The organism is Rhizobium grahamii CCGE 502, assembly GCF_000298315.2.
GTDB lineage: Bacteria > Pseudomonadota > Alphaproteobacteria > Rhizobiales > Rhizobiaceae > Rhizobium > Rhizobium grahamii.
The window spans coordinates 64315-82887 of record NZ_AEYE02000015.1; the positions used below are offsets into that span (position 1 = coordinate 64315).

Below are 18573 nucleotides of genomic sequence, written 5' to 3' on the forward strand. Positions count from 1 at the left end.
TCAACCATTACGCATGGCTCCTATGCACTGACCACAAATTTACGTTGCGGGAGGCCGCGCGTGAGCAAATCGCTTCCTAGCGCGCCGACGCCTAAATTTCTTATCAAAGTGTTACGATGCGCTTAGGCAATTCTTAAATGTGACAAGCTAGAGTGACTGCCGTGGTCTTGAGTTGTGTAGAGAGTCCAATGACCGAAATGATACGTCCCCGAGTAAAATATGTCATCGGCCCCGATGGCAGCCCGCTGACGATTGCTGATCTGCCGCCGCCGAATACACGGCGCTGGGTGATCCGCCGCAAAGCTGAGGTTGTAGCGGCGGTTCGCGGTGGCCTGCTGAGCTTGGAAGAAGCCTGCGAGCGTTACACGTTAACTGTTGAAGAGTTCCTCTCCTGGCAGTCTTCGATCAACAGCCATGGTCTTGCCGGTTTGCGCACGACCCGCATCCAGCAGTATCGCCACTGACCAGCCCTTTTGGGCAACGAATTTTACAAGTCGGGCCGCTTGCATGTCCTGAGGGGGATATACAAACGGCCCGAATTCGCGACGCAGCGAACTTGCTTCGTCTCGCCATCACCGACAAGCGTCACCGCGAATTCCCGCTTCATGGACCACTCAGCTGGAAACTCGATCGGTGACGCCGGAACCGCTGCCGGTCCATACCGGCAGCCCTCTCCCCGCCCACCTCATCGAACACTGTGTTCTCGTCTACCGTCTTGGCGTGCGTAAGATGACATGCCAATTTCCCCAACAGCACACTGTTGATGAGGAATGGCAATGAACATCAAGAACGAAGTAACGACTTCCGGCGGTAGCTACGTTGCAGAGCTAGAGGGCCATCAGGCCGAGATGACCTACTCTCGCACGTCGCCTAAGCTCGTCATCATCGACCACACCGGGGTACCCGATGCACTGCGCGGGAAAGGCGTCGGCCAGGCACTGGCTCTGCACGCCGTCGAGGAAGCGCGCAAGGGCGGATGGAAGATCTTCCCGCTCTGCCCGTTCTTCAAGGCCCAATCCCAACGCCACGCGGAATGGGCAGACGTCATCAACAGCTGATATCGCAACGCCAAAAGCCATGTATGACGGACGCGGCGGCCCATCATGCATGGCTTTTTCGAGGCGATGTCGAGGCGCCCTAGCGGCGCCCGATTCCTGCCCTAGGCTCTTGCCCGGACCGCGCTGTCGCGCTCTTCCAGCGCGGCTGCACGTGCGTACTCCGCCTGCATCTCTTCGAGCGCTTGTTCCAGCGACTCTTCCTGCATCTTCAGCTCCTTGATCGAAACCTGAAGATTGTCCGCCCGCTGGCGCGCTGCCTTTGCGAAAGTCGGATAGGCGAAGTGATTCGGATCGGAAATGCCGGATTTCTTTTCTTCGACGAGGATCTGGCTCTCCAAATCCTTCGTCATCCGTTCAAATTCGGACATCATCATCTGCAATTGCTGCAGTTGGCGACGTTTTTCGTTCACCTGAAACTCCTTCAGGCGAGTTAGGCTCTCACGCGACTTCATACGCATTACTCCAGTGATGCGAGACCCCTGCTCCACTCAAAACCGCCCCCGCGAGCCGCTTTGAAACGGCCTGCCCAAAAAATTTCCGTCGGTATTAACAAAAACCTACCGCTGGTAACCTTTCGTTTACGGGCATCGTTAATGATAGTGCCGATGATTTAAGGGTCGGTAAACACAACTACGCGATTTCCGATACCGCTTCATTGGTGAGTCGAATGAATCGCTTACCGGCCGTTCTTAATGTGAAAATTAAGGAATTGGCTTTGCGGATTCTCGTTGGAAAACAGCGAAATGGACAAAATATTTAATAAATTGATTACCTCTTGCCAGAGTGAATCAGAATTTGTTAACCATTTCGTGGCAGCTTCCAAATCACGCAGTGACATATTCGGTATCGTGTAGGGGGCCAGACCACCTTTCGGCGGCGGTAAAGGGGATAAGAATGCGGGTACTACTCATCGAAGATGATAGCGCGACAGCGCAGAGCATCGAATTGATGCTCAAATCAGAAAGTTTTAACGTCTACACCACCGATCTCGGTGAAGAAGGCGTGGATCTCGGGAAGTTGTATGATTACGACATCATCCTTCTCGATTTGAACCTTCCCGACATGTCCGGATATGAAGTGCTCCGCACTCTCCGCCTGTCCAAGGTCAAGACACCGATCCTGATTCTCTCCGGCATGGCCGGTATCGAAGACAAGGTTCGCGGCCTCGGTTTCGGTGCTGACGACTACATGACCAAGCCGTTCCACAAGGACGAGCTGGTCGCCCGCATCCATGCGATCGTCCGTCGCTCCAAGGGCCACGCCCAGTCCGTCATCATGACCGGCGAATTGATCGTCAACCTCGACGCCAAGACCGTCGAAGTCGGCGGCCAGCGCGTTCACCTGACCGGCAAGGAGTACCAGATGCTGGAGCTGCTTTCGCTCCGCAAGGGTACGACGCTCACCAAGGAAATGTTCTTGAACCACCTCTACGGTGGCATGGACGAGCCGGAACTGAAGATCATCGACGTCTTCATCTGCAAGCTGCGCAAGAAGCTCGCCAATGCTGCCGGCGGCGCGAACTACATCGAAACCGTCTGGGGCCGTGGCTATGTTCTGCGCGAGCCGGATGGCGCTGAGTACGCCGAGACCGCCTGAGTTTTCATCCCCTTTGCCAAACAGAAAAAGTCCCGTCCTTGTGGCGGGATTTTTTTGTTTCCGGCATAGAAAAAGCCGCTCGGGAGCGGCCTTGATTGGTGAAAGGAGGTTCGCAATTATGCTGCGATAGCCCGATTGCCGAAAACGGCAGTCAAAATCTTGCGGTCGAACGGCTTGAGCAGAAAATCCGTCGCCCCTGCCCGTTTTCCCATCATCAGCTTCTTGAGATCGGCTTCGACCACGCAGTAGTAGACCTTGACCTCTTTGCCGCCTTCCATACCACGGATGGTAGAGATCAGTTCAAGCGCACCGTCCATTCCGGAATCGACAATCAGGTAATCCGGAAGTTCGACCTGGCAATTGGAAAGAGCTTCATAAACATTCGAGGCTTCGCTGACCAGGAAATCCAGCTCAGACAGGATACGTTTCCCGACCTTGCGAACAACGTCCGACGAGTCGGCGATCATAAACCTCTGCATGGCCTGCTCCTTGCCCCAGCTTCTGTCCCGGCTGGCGAATTACTAGCCAAGGATAAAAACATTAGGCTAAGGATTTATTACCTCGGCGCGCTGAATCGCCGTCGAGGCCTGTATCAAGCCGCGATAAAGTCAGCGGTGAAGGTCAGTTCTTCGGTGGTTGCACCATGGCCCAGTGTCATGCCGCATTCATCCGCAAGCAGCACCGTATAGTACGGCTGAATCGTATGGGCATCGATGGCCTCCTCGACCTCCCCTGTCGAAATTTCCACGAACTTCGGCGGCAGGCGCATCAACTTGCCTTTTGCGACAATCTTGAATTTTGCGTCCAGTTCCGGGTTTTCCAGTGTGACTTCAATGGTGCCGCCACGCGGAATGGACGAATAGGCCACAAGAAACAGATTGAGCAGCAACTTGACGCGGTTCTTGGCGATGATCGCACGCGGGCCGCTCCAAGTAACCTCGGTCTTCTTCTCGGCAGCCGCAAAATCCTTCGCCGCACGTTCGGCTTCACCGGTATCGATCGAGGCGCCGACCGAGCCCGAGGCGCCGAAGGCAAGCCGGGCGAACTTCAGACGCACAGACGCGTTGAGCGCGCTTGTCCTGATGAGATCCATCGCATCGGCGTCGGCGCCGCCTTCGTCCAGAAGCTCCAGGCCATTGTTGATAGCGCCGACCGGCGAAATGACATCATGGCAGACGCGGCTGCACAGAAGCGCGGCAAGGTCGGGACCGGTCAGGGTGAGGTTTGGATTCTTCGACATCATCGTCTCCAGGGCGGCAGGGTCATTCCGCCGTCTATCTTGCGTCATTAAAATTGCGCGAAGTTTGCGGCCGTACTCGGCGCCATAATGACACCATATTTGGTAAACCGATTGTTAAGACCATACGCGCAAAATGAATCAAACGCCGGAAACGGCTCATCGTACCGACCATGATGAACGGATGACACCATGCGCGCCCATTTCCTCGGAAGACTCTCGGCCCTCTGCCGGCTTCTCGTTGCGCTGATATTTTCGCCCCTCGTGCTTATCCCCACGCAGGCAGCGGCGCAGCAGGCCAACAACGGCCAGTACACGATGCAGGAGATCGTCGATGCCGGACACTCGTTCTTCGGCTCGACCAGCGGCGGGCTCGCAAAGGTGGTCGAAGCAGCCTTTCAGAAGTACGGCCTTCCGAATGGTTACATCCTCGGCCAGGAAGGCTCCGGTGCCTTCATTGCCGGGCTTACCTATGGCGAAGGTCAGCTGAATACAAAGAACGCCGGCGAGCATCCGCTCTATTGGCAGGGCCCGTCGCTCGGCATCGACTACGGTGGTCAGGGCACACGCGTCATGATGCTGGTCTATGACCTGCCCTCGACCGACGCGATCTATGCCCGCTTCGGCGGCGTCAGCGGCCAGGCCTTCGTCATCGCCGGCTTCGGTATGACGCTTCTCAAGAACGATAACGTCCTGGTGGTCCCAATCCGCACCGGTGTCGGCGCGCGCCTCGGTCTGAACGTCGGCTACCTCAAGGTCACGCCGAATCCGACCTGGAATCCCTTCTGATTCTTATAGGCGCTGTCGAACTCTCGCTCGCCGTTACCTTTCCGCCACTTGCTCTATGCGTCAGGTCCGCTTAATCATTGGTCCTGACGCAAATCAACTTTTGGAAGCCGTGGCAACTCCGTGATCGAATATGCTCTCTTGTTCGGACTGGGCTTCCTGACAGCAGCGTTCCTCGTTTTCCTGGTGTCGCCCGCTGTCCACCGTCGAATCGTCTGGTACACCGAAAATCGGATGCGTGCGACCATGCCGCTCAGCCCGCAGGAAGTGCGGGCGCAGAAGGACATGGTACGAGCCTTCTATGCCGCGGAAAACGCCAAGACGACGCAACAGCTGGTGCGCGAGCGCGAGAAGTCGCTGGCGCTGCAGTTGAAACATGATTCACTGGCACTCGACGCAGGACGGTCTGCCGCTGAAATCGGCGGATTGCAGGCGCAGATCAGCGACATGAGTGTCGAAGCAGCGGAACAGCGCTCGCATCTGCGCAGGGATGAAAACTACATCAGTCAGCTGAAGACGAGCCTCCACATCGCGGAGCAGGCAAGTGCGGCCAAGGAAGGCGAACTTGAAGCGCTTCGCACGCGGCTCAACAGACTTGCGGAACAGACCGACAATTTAAAGATCGATTTGGCGGCGCGCGAGACCGAAATCGAAAGCATGAGCTTCAAGGCGAATGCGGTCCGCATCGAGCGCGACACGCTTCGCCAGGACGTAAGCTTGCTGCAGAAGCGCGCAAGGGATGCGGAGCAGGCTCTCGCCCAGCACGAGCACGCGGTCATCAGGCTCGAAGATCAGGCAGACCGCGATGCGGCGTCGGTGGCCGACAAGGATACGCTTCTCGGGCGCCGCCAGCAGGAAATTGCTAAGCTGAAAGAACAGATCAAGGCGGCGAACGCGGACCTGCGGAAGGCAAACCGTGCCCTGCGCAATGGCGGCCTTCAACCCATAGCCGCAGATGCGGTTTCAGAGGAGCGGGCAACCGAGGAAACGATGGCAACCGAACTCGATACCGCGGCGATCGCGGCACGCCTGAGCGAAGAAGTGCGCAAGCGCAGCGCCGCCGTTTCGGAACAGTTGAAAGCAAAGTCGGACACGCATCAGGATGAAGCCGCACGCGAGGAGATCGCCGACATAGCCGCAAGAATGGTCGCATTGACAGCGATCAATGAAGGCCCCACGTCGCCGATCCGAGATCTTTTGCCGGATGCCGCAGACCATCAGGATGGTGAGCGCATCAACCTTGCGCAGCGCGCAGCGACGATCCTGTCGGAACCAGGCTGAGATCAGATCCGCTTCACCGCTGACGCCATGGCGAAAAGAGCGATGCCGGTCGCCATCGCCACATTGAGGCTGTCCAATCCCTCCGACTGCGGAATGCGCGCACTGTTGAAACGCTCAAGCACAACAGGCGGCAATCCCTCGCCTTCCGTGCCTACGACCAACGCCATCTTGTCGGCTGGCGGTATGGCCCGGATATCGGTCTCGCCGCGCGGCGAAAGTGTCCAGATAGCGAAGCCATTCGCGGCAAGCCGCGTCAATATATCGAGTCCAGTGCCCTGCCGCTGATAGGGCACGCTGAGGACGGAGCCGACAGAAACGCGCAATGCCTTGCGATACAGCGGATCGCAGGACGTTTCATCGAGGAAGATGGCATCGGCCTTGAAGGCGGCCGCGTTGCGGAACATCGATCCGGCATTGTCATGATTGGAAATGCCGCAACCGACAAGGACCAGCGAACGCTCAGACAATCGGTCGACGAGATCGACTTCCGCCACCTCGCGCCTGCCAAGGGCCAATACGCCGCGATGGAGATGAAATCCGACGATCCGGTCCAGTACTTCGGCCTCGGCAACATAGACGGGCACCTCGATCGGCAGCCGCTCGAGAATGGGAGCGACGCCATCGACACGGTTCCTGAGCAACAGCACCTTTTCGGTTGTAAAGCTGCCGCTGGTGCTGGCTTCCGCCAACATGCGAAGCACGACCGTGCCTTCCGCAATGAAGCGGTTCTGCCGACCGGTCAGATCCCGTTCGCGGATATCGCGAAACTCAGCGATGCGAGGATCGTCCGCGCTCTCGATGGCAACGAGCCGGGAAGCCATCGCCCTAGCCGCCGTTGATGGTCACGTCGGCGACAATGCGTCCTGCCTTGATATCGAAGACGAGCGACTTCATGATCCCGTCGGCCGTGGCCCCAAAGAACATGATCTGCCCTCCCGAGAACGACGACGACTGGATGATGAAGCCCGGCGGTAACACGGCCGTCACGGATACAGGCGCATCCGACGGTACACCGGCCGATGTCACGGCTGTTGGTTCGCTCGCGGGACTCCGCATCGTCTTGTAGACAATGGCGCCGAAGACCGCCATAAGGCTCACGAACATGATGATGCCTGAAACAATCTGCAGGCGGATCATCTTGCGCCGGACACGTTCCATCACCGGATCAAGGGGCTTTTCGTCCTGATCACCTTCTGGCTGGATATTCGTCATATGTGGCGTTCCGTTCTATAAATCATTCGGAGAAGAAGCGTCTTGAGCGACCCCTTTAAACAAGCATCCGGCATTAGAAAAGTCCTCACGGCCGACGAGAGTGCCGAAGGCCGTCTCGATGCGTGGATGACGGCACAGCTCGGCGAAGAGTTTTCGCGCAGTCGCGTGAAGGTGCTGATCAAGGAAGGCCAGGTCTCGGCGGGTGGCAAGGTCGTCGCCGATCCGCAGAAAAAGGTGCGTCCAGGCGATGTCTTCGAGATAGTCCTACCGGAACCGCAAGACCCGACGCCCCAGGGCGAAAACATCCCGCTCGATATTCTGTTCGAAGACGACGATGTCATCGTCATCTCGAAGCCTGCGGGCCTCGTCGTCCATCCAGCGGCCGGGAACTGGACCGGTACGCTCGTCAATGCGCTGATCTACCATTGTGGCGACAGTCTTTCCGGTATCGGCGGCGTCCGTCGTCCGGGGATCGTTCACCGCCTGGACAAAGACACCACAGGTGTAATGGTCGTCGCCAAGAACGACATCTCTCATCGCCACCTGTCGCTGCAGTTCGCCGATCACGGGCGCACCATGCCGCTGGAGCGCGCTTATCAGGCAATCGTCTGGGGGCGTCCTCGCGCTCTGACGGGGACGATCAATGCCCCGCTCGGGCGCTCCGTCGGCGACCGTACGCGTCGTGCCGTCAAACGGCCCGAGACGCAAGATGCCGACGAGGCGATCACACATTATGAGGTGCTCGAGCGCTTTCATGAGAATCCCGACGCGACTTCGCTCGCCTCACTCATCGAGTGTCATCTCGAAACCGGCCGCACGCATCAAATCCGCGTGCACATGGCACATATCGGCCACCCGCTGCTCGGTGACACGGTCTACGGCGCAGGTTTCAGGACAAAGGCAAATCTCCTTCCGGATGCTGCCAGGAAGACTGTGAATGCCTTTGGCAGGCAGGCTCTCCATGCCTATATGCTGCAATTCGAGCACCCCCGCACCAACGAGGTGATGCACTTTGAAGTGCCTCTGCCTGAGGACATGGTAGAGTTGGCAAGCGCCCTGCGGGCCAAGGCGGAGTAACGCCTTCGTGAAACGGTGTGCGGCCTTGAACCCCTGTTCCGCCATACTTATCTGTACATTGACTCAGTGCGGGCTCCGATAAAGCCGCACGTCCCCGGTTCGCCTTTTTAACGCAGGGGCGCGTTCCATCGGGAACCGGAATTCAGATAGGAGGGTGCTTTTATGGCCCGAAATAACTTGCCGTCCATTACCGCCGGCGAAGCCGGTCTCAATCGCTATCTCGACGAGATCCGCAAGTTCCCGATGTTGGAACCGCAGCAGGAATATATGCTCGCGAAGCGCTATGCGGAACATGGCGATCGCGAAGCCGCTCACAAACTCGTCACCAGTCACCTGCGCCTCGTTGCGAAGATCGCAATGGGATACCGCGGCTATGGCCTGCCGATTGGCGAAGTCGTATCCGAAGGGAACGTCGGCCTGATGCAGGCCGTCAAGAAGTTCGATCCGGAACGCGGCTTCCGTCTTGCCACCTATGCCATGTGGTGGATCAAGGCTTCGATCCAGGAATACATCCTGCGTTCGTGGTCTCTGGTGAAGATGGGCACGACCGCCAACCAGAAACGACTGTTCTTCAACTTGCGTCGCCTCAAGGGCCGCATTCAGGCCATTGACGACGGTGACTTGAAGCCGGAACACGTCGCTGAGATTGCCACGAAGCTGAACGTCTCCGAGGAGGAGGTCGTTTCGATGAACCGTCGCCTGTCGGGCGACGCGTCGCTGAACGCACCGATCAAGGCCTCGGAAGGCGAATCCGGTCAATGGCAGGATTGGCTCGTCGACGACCACGATAGCCAAGAGGCGGTTCTGATCGAGCAGGACGAACTCGACACGCGTCGCCGTATGCTGGCGAAGGCGATGAGCGTTCTCAACGATCGCGAACGCCGTATCTTCGAGGCGCGTCGTCTCGCTGAAGATCCGGTAACGCTGGAGGACCTCTCGTCGGAGTTCGACATCAGCCGCGAACGCGTTCGTCAGATCGAAGTTCGCGCCTTCGAAAAAGTCCAGGATGCCGTGCGCAAGGAAGCTCTGGAGCGCGCCAAGGCCGTTCGGGTCGTGGAAGCGACAGCCTAAAGCGCAAGTTTCCTCAGGTAAAAGAAAGGCGGGACCGTTTGGTCCCGCCTTTTTTGTTTTAGCACTTCAAACGTCGACTATTGGCTGGTCGACACGTCGCCAAAAGCAGTCCATTCCTTGATCGCGGCGTTGAACGCCTCCGCGCCGGTCGAACCCTTCTGCATTGTCAGAAGCGCACGGCGGCCGTTGCGATAGGTGATCGGGATATCAATCCAGTCGCGAGTTCCCAGGAGATCGAGGTTGGCCTTGCGCGCATCCGGATAGTCATTCAGCGCGATCATATGGAAATCGTCCGTGATCTTTGCGGGAACTGCAATCAACGCGTCGCCGCGATCCTGCTCGGTCCGCTTCATCGAAATGCGCTGGACGCTCTCGATGGCGCCGCCTTCGAAGTTCGGCGGCAACGAGAAGACGACTTCGACGATGTGGCTTGCAGGCAGCGACGGATCTGAATTGCGTTTGAAGGTGAGCTGCGCCGACAGGTTGCGTTCCGGAACGGTCACGGTCGCCTGCACGGATGCTTCCTGCCTGCCGTCCGAGCCTGCCTCGTGCTGGAGGCTCCAAACCACCGACCCCTGGATAGCGGTCGGCGAACTCTGCCCAATCCGCTCTTCATAGAGGAACATTTTTTCATTTGACCCGACAGGCGTGGTTTGTGCTGCACCTTCCGCCGGCGGCGTCGCTGCTGGCGTGGCTGCAGGAGGGGTAGCGCTCATCGCGGGCGGCGTCGTCGAGGTCGCAGGCGGCGTCGGATCGGCCGCAGCGACGTTCTGCTCGGCTACCGACTTTCCTTCGGCCGTCGGCGTTCCCGGAACAGCAGCGGGGCCGCTGTCGACCTCCGTGCCATCGGCGCGAAGTCGCTGGTTGAACTTGTTGTTGACGGCAGCGCCGTCATTCAACGAGGCGACTTCCTTGTTTGCGTCTGCCGGCTTGGCGTCGCTGGTCTGTCCCCCCGCGGCTGGCGTCGAGGCATCCGGCTTGGCCGGCGCCTGCTCGTTCTTCGCACTCTGCGACGGAGCGGCGCTGACAAGGTTCTTCACCATCGTCGACAGCGCATCTTGATGGGTCCAGGCGGCATACCCGCCGCCGCCAACAACGCCGAGCGCAATTAGGATCGTTACGATGGAACCGATGCCGAACCGGCGGCGCTTCGGCTCCATGCGCAGATTCTTGCCCTGGAACTTCGCGGCAACGGCGCTGTCGAGATCGGGCGGCGCAGTGCCGTCATCGTCTTCGGCAACAACGCCGCGGTTGTCGTAGCCACGAAGCGGCCGCGCCTCCTGCCAGGCAGGATTGGCTTCCGGCGCAGCTTTGGCGGTGCCATGGATCTCCGAGAAGAGATCGCCATCGTCGAAATGCGCGTTGATCGGAACCTTCTTGCCGCTTTCGATCGGCGGGAGATCGTCGAAGGCTGCCGCCTCCCACGAGAAACCCTCGTTGGCGGCAGGCATCTTCACGCTAGCCGGTGAATGGTCGATCCCGGCGATGACGTCCTCGAACGCGCGCGCGGCTTCGTTTGCCGGAGCAACGGGCGCTGCCTCGGAAAACTGCCTCAATTCCTCGAGCGCCCAGTCTGTCGGGGCATCCTTGGCCGGCGGCGCGGGCGTTTCCTCGACGGGCTCAGCCCATACCGGATCGAAATGCCCGGCGGCGTCCGCATGGAGCGGCTCTTCCTGGCTGCGATCCACGAATTCTTCCGGCGGGTGATCCAAGCCATAGACTGGTTCGACCAGACGGTTGGTGAGATCGTAGTCGCGCGCCGCTGGCTGCAAAGCCGGCTCCTCGTACGGAGGCTCGGTGGGCTCGGCAACAGCCTCTTCTATGCCCGCATGCTCGTCAGAGCCCTGCAGTTCCTCGCGAGCGACCTCTTCGGAAGGAGCGGAATGCAAGTGCTCGACAGGCTCGATTTCTTCAGCGGGAGCCGACGGCTCTTCATGCGGCCAATGCGTGTCCTGCTGGGCAGCATACTCCGGCTCGGCAGCGGCAGGCTCTTCGTGATAATGCGCAGGCTCTTCGACCGGCTCCTCATAGGCAGGCGCAGGCTCTTCAGCTTCTACATGCTCTTCGTGAATCGATGTCTGGTCTGCCGGCTCGTCAACAGTGGGTTCGGCGGCGACCGGTTCAGGAGCGGTGGCCTCCGGCTCATGGGTGGCCTCGACTTCGGGCGCAGCCGCCGCGGCAACATCGTCCGCGGACGGAACGGCTTCGGCGTGTTCCGCTTCGACTTCGCGGATTGCAGCCTCAAGCTTTTCAAGCTGCCGTTGCAGCATCGCTTCCGGCGGACGCGGTTTCATGTTCTCGAGCTGCCGCTGCACAGCACCGCGAGCGCGCTCGTAGACTTTCACCCGCATCTCGGGAGTATTTTCAGACAGGCCGTCAACCGCCCGCCGGATAACTGCGATAAAATCCGCCATTCGTACTTTCTCTAAGAGCGCGGTCCGCAACGCGAACCACACAAATAATGACCCGCGACCTTAGTCCTCAAACGGATCGGTCACAAGTATCGTGTCGTCTCGCTCAGGACTTGTAGACAGGAGAGCGACAGGCGCCCCGATCAACTCTTCGACCTGGCGAACATACTTGATTGCCTGGGCCGGCAGATCGGCCCAACTGCGCGCGCCGACGGTCGATTCTTTCCAGCCTTCCAGCGTGATGTAGATCGGCTCGACGCGGGCCTGGGCAGCTTGGCTAGCCGGAAGATAATCGATCTCTTTGCCGTCAAGCTTGTAGGCGACGCAGATCTTCAGTTCGTCGAGACCGTCAAGAACGTCGAGCTTGGTCAGCGCGATGCCCGTGATGCCAGATGTCTTCACAGTCTGGCGGACTAGAACCGAATCGAACCAGCCACACCGACGCGGACGCCCGGTATTGACGCCGACTTCGCGACCGACTGTCGAAAGATGCTTGCCGATCTCATCGTCCAGTTCGCACGGGAACGGACCTTCGCCCACGCGCGTCGTGTAAGCCTTGGTGATGCCGAGAACATAGCCGATTGCCGTCGGGCCGAGACCCGAGCCGGCGGCGGCCTGACCGGCAACCGTATTCGACGACGTGACGAAGGGATAGGTGCCGTGGTCGTTGTCGAGTAGCGCGCCCTGCGCACCTTCAAACAGGATGCGGGCACCAGCTTTACGTTGATCGTCGAGGATGCGCCAAACCTGGTCGACATAAGGCAGAACCTGGTCGGCGACCTCGTTCAGTTCCCTCTCCAGCGATTCCACCGAAATCTCCGGCAGGCCGAGACCGCGGCGTAGCGCATTGTGATGCGTCAGAAGACGGTCGATCTTCGCCGGCAGCGCTTCCTTGTCGGCCAGGTCGATGGCGCGGATCGCGCGGCGACCGACCTTGTCTTCATAAGCCGGGCCGATGCCGCGGCGGGTCGTACCGATCTTGGTTCCGCTGTTGGAGGCCGCGTCTTCGCGGAAGCCATCGAGGTCGCGGTGCAGCGACAGGATCAGCGGTGCGTTGTCTGCGATGCGCAGCACCTCGGGCGTCACATTGACACCCTGCGCGCGCAGCTTCGCGACTTCAGCGACGAAATGATGCGGATCGACGACGACGCCATTGCCGATGACACTGAGTTTGCCGCGTACGAGGCCGGATGGCAGAAGGGCAAGCTTGTAGCTGACCCCGTCGATGACCAGCGTGTGGCCCGCATTGTGTCCGCCCTGATAGCGTACGATCACATCGGCGCGTTCTGAAAGCCAATCGACAATCTTGCCCTTGCCTTCGTCACCCCATTGCGAACCGACCACGACTACGTTCGTCATTCACGTCTTCCTGTTAAAGGCGGATTTACCCGCACCCTTCTCAAACCCGCGCATCTATAAAGCTTTGTCACGGGGAAAGCGACCCTGTTATGCTGCCGGAATCGGCTTTTTACGTGACAAATCAGCCATCATCGGGCTATTGGCCAATCATATCCTGGGGTTGAGAACACATCGCCGTCATCTGGAAGAATCGCCTGTGCAGGTTGCCGCTTATATTTCTCTCGTCGTCGCGGCATTGTGCTGGGGCGGAAACGCGGTAGCGGGCAAGCTCGCGCTGGGGCACGTCAGCCCGATGACGTTGACATTTCTGCGCTGGTTCCTTGCAACAGCGCTCATTGCCGCCGTTTCGGTCCCGCAATTGAAGCGCGACTGGCCGATCGTTCGCAAGAACCTGCCGCTTCTCTTCTTTTATGGCGTCGTCGGCTACACGCTTTTCAACGCCATGCTTTACTCCGCCGTCCAATATACGACCGTGATCAATGTCGCGATCGAGCAGGCCGGCATTCCGATGCTGATCTTCCTCCTAAACTTTGTTTTCTTCCGCACAGGCGTCCCTACGGCGCAAGTCGTCGGCTTCGCGATGACCTTGGTCGGGGTCGCATTGACCGCCGCGCACGGTGACCTGAGGACCCTGCTGCAGCTCGGCCTCAACCGCGGTGACGGACTCATGCTGATCGCCGTCGCCGCCTATTCGGTCTATACGATTTTTCTTCGCTGGAAGCCGCCACTCGATTGGCGCACGCTGATGGCCGTTCCCGCACTCGGCGCGACGCTCACTGCCGTGCCGCTACTCATCTGGGAGGGCAGTCAAGGCGCCATTCAACTGCCCGACAACAGCGGCTGGCTGATCGCCTTTTACACCGCGATCTTCGCCTCCCTCCTCGCGCAAATCCTCTACATTAAAGGCGTTGAGGCGATTGGCGCAAACCGGGCCGGCCTCTTCATCAATCTCGTGCCAGTTTTCGGAACGCTGTTGTCGGTGGCCCTGCTTGGCGAGCATTTGCAGGCCTTTCACATCGTTGCGTTGGCGCTTGCATTGGGCGGCATCGCCATTGCTGAAAAGGGCCGCCCCCAGACAGCCGTCTCTACCGCCCCTGCATCACCAATGGATTAGCCGAGTTCCAGCGTCGTTACGCCGAAGACGTTCTTCAGCGGAACGACTGGCGCGGCGCCGCGATACATTCGAGCCGTTTCGAAGACGGGCGCCAAGCCCATGTCCTCTGCAAGCGCAATCGCCTCGCCGTTGCTGGCGGGGATGTCGATGAACACCTTCGCTCCTTTTGCCTGTGGCGCCAGAAGCGAGAGCAACGCTGCGGCACTATCCTTGTCGGCAGCAAACAGCGGGCCGAGCTTGTAGCCGTCGTAACAACGACGGATCGTGCCATAGCCGCGGATCTTGCCGCTCTTGCGCACCACGGCCGAGTGCCTGTCCCTGCGGGCCGCACACCACGACGCCACAAATGCTGGCCGCGGGGCCGGAAAGATGGTCGCGTCATAGCGCAACAATCCGTCAAGCTTGTCGGAGACAGCCTGTGCGACCAGCGTCGAGGCCGGCAGGGCTGATATCACGCCGCCGTAGCGAACCGTCCGATAGGCCTCTTCGAAGCCGGCTTTGTGGTAGTTACCCTGCTGAGCGGCGACGCCATCCAGGCCGATGCTGCGGCCCTCCGCGGACGCCATGCCGGCATTCCAGATGGCTTTGCCATAGCCCCGTCCGCGAAAATCCGGATGCACGATATAGAGTCCGAGGAAAGCAAAGTCGTCGCCATATTTGACGACCGAAATCGAGGCGACCGGCACCTCCCCGAGCACGCCAACGAAAAATCCGGACGGGTCAGCATCGTGAAAGGCAATCGAGTCGTCGAGACCGGGATTCCAGCCCTCCTGACGCGCCCATTCGAGCACTAGCTCCAACTCACCGGGTCGCATCGGGCGAACGGCAAACTCCGAATTCATGCAACGTCCCTAAATCAGATCGACCGCAAACCTAACTCGCGGAGAAAACATAAGAATGAAAGTCTAACGGCGCAAAGCCGGCGACAGCGAAGAAACATGTTCATGGCTGAGGCGATTTGCATCGATCGTCATGAGGCACAACCCGAAATTCTTCGCATCGCAATCATCATGGAACAGGGAGAATACAATCTCAAGGCAATTACTTAAGAGAACATGAAGACATGGTAAGTTCTCAGTAACGACTATCAGACGAAAACTGGATTTTGTTTCGCACCAGGATGGTAATCTTCGATAAGAACGCTCCCGGGATGCGGAAGCGACGCTCTACGCGATAGCGATAACCTCGAGCTCCTGGCCACCAACAGTGGCGACATCTCCAATTGACTTGCCGATCAGCGACCTTGCCACTGGGGACACAAAGGAAATCGATCCGGCTTTGGGATCAGCCTCATCCTCGCCAACGACGCGATATGTCTGCACACGCCCGTCGTCGCGACTGAAGGTCACGGTGCTTCCAAAGGCCACTTGATCGAATGAAGATGGGTCGGGAACAACCTCGGCAGTGCGAACCCGGGCCGCGAGGTAGCGTAGGTCCCGCAAGGGATTCGCCGCCTGTCGCCGTCGCTCATTGATATCCTCGATCGTGCTTGCGGCATCGAATGCGTCGCGTGCCTGCTGGAGCTGCAATTCCAGAGCCTTCAATCCCGTTTCCGTCACAAGGTTTGGGTGCGGTGAAATTGGGCGGTCCGGCAGCAACGTTTCAGATGCGGCTTCCGCACTTTCTTCTTTGACGAAGGCAACACTCAATTTCGCAACTCCGTTTGGGCGCCTCGTGATCTCCCGGCGCACGCACCCGCGACAGGTCGTCCCGACGGATGGAACGGCCAATACCACCCGTATCTTATAGCATCTCGTCCAGTGGTCCCAGCGGGAAGAACACCGGCTCGGACAAAACCACACCTCCCGAACTCGAGCACAGCCGGCGATCACCGTAATACGTGGCAAATGCCCACCGACGCAGTCTGGCCATGTGCGTGAACGTCCCCGCCCGCTCCACATGAAATAGGATCATATTCCCGTTTACTGTTGTGGAGGTCTCAATAATGTTTCTCGGTATCGATATCAGTGCCCACCGCCCTGCCCATCACGACGGGGCTAGGCCGCGCTCCATCGTCGCCTTCGGCGACAGTCTGACGGCAGGCGCGGGCGCGTCTTCGTCGGACCACTCCTACCCTGCCCTGGCAGCTTCGCTATTCAACCCACCTCGTACTGTCCTCAATCGCGGCATCGGCGGCCAGGCCTCGACCCAGATCGCTGTTCGCCAGGGAGGCCTGCCACTGCAGCTCGCCGTTCAGGGTACCGAAACCAAGAACCTTTATCCCCGCAGTCGAGACTGGATGACCTCGTTTGATGCAGGCTTCATCAACGGACTTGCTCACGAATTGGTAGCGGCAGGCGTTGATGAAAATGGACTGCCCTATGGCGACGTTCGCGTTCACGGAACGGCAACCGCATCGTTCACGGATATCGGTCGGCAGATATACGGCTCCATCGCCGCAAACCTGGAAGTCGAAGCTGGCAGCCACTGGACTATCTCCGGCGAAGCTCAGCTGGTTGGCGGCTCTGCCAGTGGCATTAACGGTTTCAATCTCCTGCTCATTCAGGCAGACGAAGCTGGTGGCTACATCAACGAGATCGCGTCGCCGGGCTTTCCGCTCAACGGTGCGCGCAATACGATATCGGGAAGCGGTGAAGCAACCCACGCCTTTATTCGCTCGACCTTCCTGTTGAACGTTGTCGTCAGCAGCGCTATCGACATCACGCTTCGCATTTTTCCGGGCCAGTTCGAGGCCGGCCCAGTGCGAACCTCTCTGCAACTCACACCTGGCGACGGCACGATCAACCTCTACGATCCGACGTTCTCTACGACGTCTCGCTTCGAGATAGGCGCCGACGGCTGGACCCCGCGCTTTCAGGATGGCCACACAACCCCGCTGCGAGTCGAAAATCGGAGGCTGATCGTCCAGAACGACGACGCCGGAATCCTTCGCGGCTGCGAGATCGCCCTGGCGGCGGTGCCACAGGGCAAAACCATTCGCGTCGGCTTCGATCTCGACTTCATCGAGGGTGGCGGCCTTGTCCAGATCGGCGGCCTCAACGCACCAGGTGGCAGTTGGGCGGCGGAAACCGCCGAAGGAAATGCAACCTCGGTTATCAGCCACAGTGGCCACCACGAAGTGATCTTAACCAGCGGCAACAGCACTTTCGGCAACGAGTCGTGCGGCGCGATCGCGTTTGTCAGCAGCGACAGCTATGTCACCTGGTCGCTTGACAATATCTCCATCGAGTGGGGCGATAGCAGCCCGCAAATTCCCGTGACCTACAAATCCGCGGACATCTTCATCGATTCCGGCGTTCACCGCGGCAGCGCCTCCGGCACGCTGGTCGGCATCAAAGGATCGATCTCCGCCGATGCCGCAGGCAATTGGAGCTTCACGCGAAGGTCCGCAGGCGACAGCGCCGGCGTGCCCTATTCCGCAACCTTCCTTTTGGACGACGCCATCGCGACACGAGGAGACGTCCAGTGGATCTGGGCCGGCCGCAACAACGCCAGCGCTCCAGCTACGGTTATGTCCGATATCGCAGCAATGGCAAATCGGGTAGCACGCGGGCGATATCTCGTTGGCTCGATCCTGGCTGCGGCAAGCGACACACCCGAGGTGATGCAGCAGATATCGGAGCTGAATGCGGCTCTCAAGACCGTATACCAAAACCAGTTTGTCGATCTTCGAGCTGCCCTTCAGTCCGCAGCCAACCAGACTTCCGGCGATCAGGAGGACGTGGCGACCGGCCTGGTGCCACGATCGCTGCGGGCTGATGCAATTCACCTCAATGATCAGGGTTATGCGGTCGTCGCTGCCGCCTGGGCTGGCGCTACGATCGCCCAGGGCTGGTAAACAGCACGCGCTTGCGCAGGAAACGCGCCGGGTTGCCGGCAAAGATTGTCCAGGCCGGGATGTTGCTGAAGGCGACGCCACGCGCACCGAGGACGGACCCCTCTTCCAAAATTACGCCGGGGCCGACAAAGGCCTCGGCCGCCACCCAGGCATTGGCACCGATCGTGATCGGATGTGCCTCCAGCTGGAAATAGGGATCGTCCACGACATGAGTACCGGTGCAAAGATGCGCGCCTTGTGAGATCACGGCATTCCGGCAGATGCGGATCGGCGCCATCGCATAGCAAATGACACGCGGGCCAATCAGTGCGTTCTCTTCCATCACAAGGTTCGGTGGATACCAGATCCTTGCCGAACCATGAACGCGGGCATTGGCCGCCAGTTGCGCGCCGAACATGCGGAGCAGCATCGCCCGCCATCGATGCAAGGGGGCGGGCGTCCAGCCAGCGAGAAGCATCCACGCGACCGCCCACCAGGCCCGTAACATCCTGTGTTGTAACGAAAAGCTTGGACCGCCGGTGCGCGAGCCGCTTTTCCTTGCGTCGAGGATGCCCAAGGCATGTTGTTCCATT

General features: G+C 59.3%; 19 protein-coding genes. 9 read left to right on the top strand and 10 right to left on the bottom strand.

Translation table 11 applies throughout. The features are described 5' to 3' along the window. Positions 1–188 precede the first annotated feature (188 nt). Positions 189–464, top strand: a complete 276-nt coding sequence (gene sciP / locus RGCCGE502_RS14555) for a CtrA inhibitor SciP (RefSeq protein ID WP_007533628.1) — start codon at positions 189–191, stop codon at positions 462–464. A gap of 312 nt (positions 465–776) precedes the next feature. Next, on the top strand, positions 777–1058 hold the full coding sequence (locus tag RGCCGE502_RS14560; protein WP_016554932.1) for a GNAT family N-acetyltransferase: 282 nt from the start codon (positions 777–779) through the stop codon (positions 1056–1058). 101 nt (positions 1059–1159) lie between these two features. Here the strand turns inward: RGCCGE502_RS14560 and RGCCGE502_RS14565 are convergent, their stop codons facing one another. Beyond that, the gene (locus tag RGCCGE502_RS14565; protein WP_016554933.1) at positions 1160–1510 is read right to left on the bottom strand and encodes a hypothetical protein; all 351 of its coding nucleotides are present in this window, start codon (positions 1508–1510) and stop codon (positions 1160–1162) included. Positions 1511–1952: 442 nt separating this feature from the next. Between RGCCGE502_RS14565 and ctrA the strand changes: the two genes are divergently transcribed. Further along, on the top strand, positions 1953–2654 hold the full coding sequence (gene ctrA, locus RGCCGE502_RS14570) for a response regulator transcription factor CtrA (protein ID WP_003542362.1): 702 nt from the start codon (positions 1953–1955) through the stop codon (positions 2652–2654). Between the two features lie 116 nt (positions 2655–2770). Here the strand turns inward: ctrA and RGCCGE502_RS14575 are convergent, their stop codons facing one another. Beyond that, complete coding sequence (locus tag RGCCGE502_RS14575; RefSeq protein WP_016554934.1) at positions 2771–3133, bottom strand: response regulator; 363 nt, start codon at positions 3131–3133, stop codon at positions 2771–2773. 113 nt (positions 3134–3246) lie between these two features. Continuing rightward, on the bottom strand, positions 3247–3894 hold the full coding sequence (chpT, locus tag RGCCGE502_RS14580; protein ID WP_019279972.1) for a histidine phosphotransferase ChpT: 648 nt from the start codon (positions 3892–3894) through the stop codon (positions 3247–3249). A 189-nt stretch (positions 3895–4083) separates the two neighbouring features. Here chpT and RGCCGE502_RS14585 point away from each other — a divergent pair, with 189 nt between their 5' ends. After that, a complete protein-coding gene (locus RGCCGE502_RS14585; RefSeq protein WP_016554936.1) occupies positions 4084–4680 on the top strand; it encodes a DUF1134 domain-containing protein in 597 nt (198 codons plus the stop codon). A 120-nt stretch (positions 4681–4800) separates the two neighbouring features. Next, a complete protein-coding gene (locus RGCCGE502_RS14590; RefSeq protein WP_016554937.1) occupies positions 4801–5958 on the top strand; it encodes a coiled-coil domain-containing protein in 1158 nt (385 codons plus the stop codon). A gap of 2 nt (positions 5959–5960) precedes the next feature. On the opposite strand, the gene RGCCGE502_RS14595 is transcribed toward RGCCGE502_RS14590, so the two are convergent. Together RGCCGE502_RS14595 and RGCCGE502_RS14600 are read right to left on the bottom strand one after the other, a co-directional pair. Further along, positions 5961–6779: a TrmH family RNA methyltransferase gene (locus RGCCGE502_RS14595; RefSeq protein WP_016554938.1), complete on the bottom strand. Its 819-nt coding sequence runs from the start codon at positions 6777–6779 to the stop codon at positions 5961–5963. A 4-nt stretch (positions 6780–6783) separates the two neighbouring features. Next, positions 6784–7170 (bottom strand): hypothetical protein, encoded by a 387-nt coding sequence (locus tag RGCCGE502_RS14600; RefSeq protein WP_019279973.1) that lies wholly within the window; start codon positions 7168–7170, stop codon positions 6784–6786. 42 nt (positions 7171–7212) lie between these two features. On the opposite strand from RGCCGE502_RS14600, the gene RGCCGE502_RS14605 reads away from it, so the two are divergent. Further along, on the top strand, positions 7213–8247 hold the full coding sequence (locus tag RGCCGE502_RS14605) for an RluA family pseudouridine synthase (protein WP_016554939.1): 1035 nt from the start codon (positions 7213–7215) through the stop codon (positions 8245–8247). A 162-nt stretch (positions 8248–8409) separates the two neighbouring features. Then, a complete protein-coding gene (gene rpoH, locus RGCCGE502_RS14610) occupies positions 8410–9318 on the top strand; it encodes an RNA polymerase sigma factor RpoH (protein ID WP_016554940.1) in 909 nt (302 codons plus the stop codon). Between the two features lie 77 nt (positions 9319–9395). Here rpoH and RGCCGE502_RS14615 read toward each other — a convergent pair whose 3' ends face one another. Both RGCCGE502_RS14615 and RGCCGE502_RS14620 read right to left on the bottom strand, forming a co-directional pair. After that, a complete protein-coding gene (locus tag RGCCGE502_RS14615; protein WP_016554941.1) occupies positions 9396–11732 on the bottom strand; it encodes a hypothetical protein in 2337 nt (778 codons plus the stop codon). Between the two features lie 60 nt (positions 11733–11792). Beyond that, positions 11793–13088 (bottom strand): adenylosuccinate synthase, encoded by a 1296-nt coding sequence (locus RGCCGE502_RS14620; protein WP_016554942.1) that lies wholly within the window; start codon positions 13086–13088, stop codon positions 11793–11795. A 196-nt stretch (positions 13089–13284) separates the two neighbouring features. On the opposite strand from RGCCGE502_RS14620, the gene RGCCGE502_RS14625 reads away from it, so the two are divergent. Next, positions 13285–14202 (top strand): DMT family transporter, encoded by a 918-nt coding sequence (locus tag RGCCGE502_RS14625; RefSeq protein WP_016554943.1) that lies wholly within the window; start codon positions 13285–13287, stop codon positions 14200–14202. Here RGCCGE502_RS14625 and RGCCGE502_RS14630 read toward each other — a convergent pair. Both RGCCGE502_RS14630 and greA read right to left on the bottom strand, forming a co-directional pair. Continuing rightward, positions 14199–15044 carry a GNAT family N-acetyltransferase gene (locus tag RGCCGE502_RS14630; RefSeq protein WP_016554944.1) on the bottom strand — a complete coding sequence of 282 codons (846 nt, stop codon included), beginning with the start codon at positions 15042–15044 and terminating at the stop codon, positions 14199–14201. The genes RGCCGE502_RS14625 and RGCCGE502_RS14630 overlap by 4 nt on opposite strands. A 324-nt stretch (positions 15045–15368) precedes the next feature. Continuing rightward, positions 15369–15851, bottom strand: coding sequence for a transcription elongation factor GreA (greA, locus tag RGCCGE502_RS14635; RefSeq protein WP_016554945.1), 483 nt, complete (start codon positions 15849–15851; stop codon positions 15369–15371). A 296-nt stretch (positions 15852–16147) separates the two neighbouring features. Here greA and RGCCGE502_RS14640 point away from each other — a divergent pair, with 296 nt between their 5' ends. Further along, positions 16148–18001: an SGNH/GDSL hydrolase family protein gene (locus tag RGCCGE502_RS14640; protein WP_016554946.1), complete on the top strand. Its 1854-nt coding sequence runs from the start codon at positions 16148–16150 to the stop codon at positions 17999–18001. Here the strand turns inward: RGCCGE502_RS14640 and RGCCGE502_RS14645 are convergent. Then, positions 17979–18572 (bottom strand): DapH/DapD/GlmU-related protein, encoded by a 594-nt coding sequence (locus RGCCGE502_RS14645; protein WP_016554947.1) that lies wholly within the window; start codon positions 18570–18572, stop codon positions 17979–17981. The two genes, RGCCGE502_RS14640 and RGCCGE502_RS14645, sit on opposite strands and share 23 nt — an antisense overlap. Position 18573 lies beyond the last annotated feature (1 nt).